We start from the raw sequence: 2,637 nt of genomic DNA, 5'->3' as shown, positions 1-2,637 counted from the left end.
CCGGACCCCGCCCCCATCCGATCCCCCTTGCGCCGCCGGGGTGACCGTCGGTCGGATCGGCGGCGCGCGCGGCGCGCGTACTCCCCCGGCGCACCCCCGGTCCGTACGCTGGTGGGTCCGTGCCGGGAACCGACGGCGATCGAGTGATCCACCCCGGGTGGGTCCGGCGGTCCGTGTGGAGGGAGAACCGCGTGAAGATGCTGATCAACGTACCGGAACGGGTGGTGGAGGACGCGCTGCGCGGCATGGCGGCCGCCCACCCGGAACTCACGGTGGACGTGGCCAACCGGGTGGTGGTGCGGCGCGACGCCCCGGTGGCGAACAAAGTGGGACTGGTCTCCGGCGGCGGGTCCGGTCACGAGCCGCTGCACGGCGGCTTCGTGGGCCCCGGCATGCTCGACGCGGCCTGCCCCGGCGAGGTGTTCACCTCCCCGGTCCCCGATCAGATGCTGCGCGCCGCCGCCGCCGTCGACAGCGGCGAGGGGGTGCTGTTCGTGGTGAAGAACTACACCGGGGACGTGCTGAATTTCGAGATGGCCGCCGAACTCGCCGCCGAGGAGGGCATTCGGGTCGAGACCGTCGTCGTGCGGGACGACGTCGCCCTGCCCGCGGGGGAGGGCGCCGGTCGCCGGGGGACGGGCGGCACCCTCTTCGTGGAGCGCCTGGCCGGCGCGGTGGCCGAGGCGGGGGCGCCGCTGGAGCGGGTGACGGAGGTGGCCCACCGGGTGGCCGACGCCTGCCGCAGCTTCGGGGTGGCGCTGGCGCCCTGCAGCACCCCGGCCCGCGGCGGCCCGACCTTCGACCTGCCGGAGGGGGAACTGGAACTGGGCATCGGCATCCACGGCGAGCCCGGCCGCGAACGCCGCGGGATGATGACCTCCGGGGAGATCGCCGACGCCACGGTGGACGCGCTGGTGGGCGATCTGCGACCCGACGACCCCGTGCTGGTCCTCGTCAACGGCATGGGGGCCACTCCCCTGCTGGAACTGTACGGATACGCCTCCGAGGTGTCGCGGGCCCTCGCGGAACGCTCGGTGGTCCCCGCCCGCATGCTGGTGGGCGACTACGTGACCTCCCTGGACATGGCCGGCTGCTCGGTCACCCTGTGTCCGGTCGACGAGGAGTTGCTCCGCTTGTGGGAGACGCCGGTGCGCACCGCCGCCCTGCGCTGGGGCGCCTGAGGTCGGCACGGCCGGGAAGGGATGCTCCGGGTTCCCGGGGACACGGAAAGCCCCGGGGACGGGACGAGGGTCGGAACGAGAGGGGAACGCGTAGATGGAACCGGAAACCGGCCGGGACGAGGGCACGGAGCCGACGCTGGACGCCGATTTCTTCGTCGGCTGGCTCGACGCCGCGGCCACCGCGGTGGCCCGGGACGCCGACCGGCTCACCGAGTTGGACGCGGCGATCGGCGACGCCGACCACGGCAGCAACCTCAACCGGGGATTCGCCGCTGTGACGCGCCGACTGGCGGAGACGCCGCCGCCCACTCCCGGTGCGGTGCTGACCGGGGCCGGGCGCACGCTGATCTCGAGCGTCGGCGGGGCCTCGGGACCGCTGTACGGGACGCTGCTGCGTCGTGCCGGAAAGGAGTTGGGGGACACGTCCGAGGTGTCGCGGACCCAACTCGCGGAAGCCCTGCGCGCAGGCGTGGGCGCGGTGGCCGAACTGGGCGGCGCCACCGGCGGGGACAAGACGATGCTCGACGCGTTGGAGCCGGCCGTCGAGGGTTTGACCCGGTCCTTCGGCGCCGCCGCGGCGGCCGCGGACCAGGGAGCGTTGGCCACCGTACCGCTGCGGGCCCGGCGCGGCCGGGCCGCTTACCTGGGGGACCGCAGCATCGGCCACCAGGACCCCGGAGCCGCCTCCTCGGCCCTGCTCATCGGCGCCCTGGCCGACACCGCCGCGCGGCTGGCGGGAGACAACGACCCCCGCGGGAACGGTGTCGACCGTGGCTGAGAACGGCTGCGGGAGCGCGGGGGTGCCGGGCATCCTGCTGGTCTCGCACAGTCGGGAGGTCGCGGAGTCGGTGGCCCGGCTCGCCATCGCCCTGGCCGGAGGGGCCGGGAATGTGCGGGTGGTGCCCACCGGGGGTGATCCGGACGGCGGGATCGGAACCGACGCCGAATCGATCACCGATGCGGCGCGGCGGGCGGACGCCGGCGCGGGGGTTGCGGTCCTGGTGGACCTCGGAAGCGCGGTGCTGACCGTGCGGTCCCTGGTGGCGGACGGCGAGGAGGAGGCCGGGGACGAGGGGCTTCCCCCCGGGATCCGACTGCTCGACGCCCCCTTCCTGGAAGGGGCCGTGGCGGCCGTGGTCGCCGCGGCCGGCGGCGCCGACCTGGAGGGGGTGACGGAAGCGGCCGGGGAGGCCCGCGACTACCGCAAGCGGTGACCCGGCTCCCGGCCCCGTGTCCGCAACCCGCCGCGGAACGGCACGACCGGTGGCTCCCCGGGGCGGGGCCGCCCGGGGCACTACACCGTCGCCGTCTCCTCCCGGGTACCCGGTCCCCCGTCCCCGCCTCCCGTGGGGAGAACCGACGCCGGGTGCCCGGGGCCGAGCAGCAGAGCGGCTTCGGGATACACCAGGGCCGCCCGGGGAAGACGCGAACGACGCCCCGAGGCCAGCACCACGAG

Annotated in this window: 3 protein-coding genes; all 3 read left to right on the top strand. The window is 75.3% G+C overall.

Features of this window, described 5'->3' with window-relative positions:
• Positions 1–197 precede the first annotated feature (197 nt).
• The 3 genes from dhaK (at position 198) to FNQ90_RS19100 (ending at position 2,395) form a co-directional block, all read left to right on the top strand.
• Entirely contained in the window at positions 198–1,181 is a 984-nt protein-coding gene (gene dhaK, locus FNQ90_RS19110) for a dihydroxyacetone kinase subunit DhaK (protein ID WP_182607494.1), read from the top strand.
• A 94-nt stretch (positions 1,182–1,275) separates the two neighbouring features.
• Complete coding sequence (dhaL, locus tag FNQ90_RS19105) at positions 1,276–1,959, top strand: dihydroxyacetone kinase subunit DhaL (RefSeq protein WP_182607493.1); 684 nt, start codon at positions 1,276–1,278, stop codon at positions 1,957–1,959.
• Positions 1,952–2,395: a PTS-dependent dihydroxyacetone kinase phosphotransferase subunit DhaM gene (locus FNQ90_RS19100; protein WP_182607492.1), complete on the top strand. Its 444-nt coding sequence runs from the start codon at positions 1,952–1,954 to the stop codon at positions 2,393–2,395. Before dhaL ends, FNQ90_RS19100 begins: the two co-directional genes overlap by 8 nt.
• Positions 2,396–2,637: the final 242 nt, after the last annotated feature.

The organism is Streptomyces alkaliphilus (assembly GCF_014141535.1).
GTDB lineage: Bacteria > Actinomycetota > Actinomycetes > Streptomycetales > Streptomycetaceae > Streptomyces > Streptomyces alkaliphilus.
Note: the sequence above shows the minus strand (reverse complement) of the source record. Positions and strands in the feature narration are given on the sequence as shown.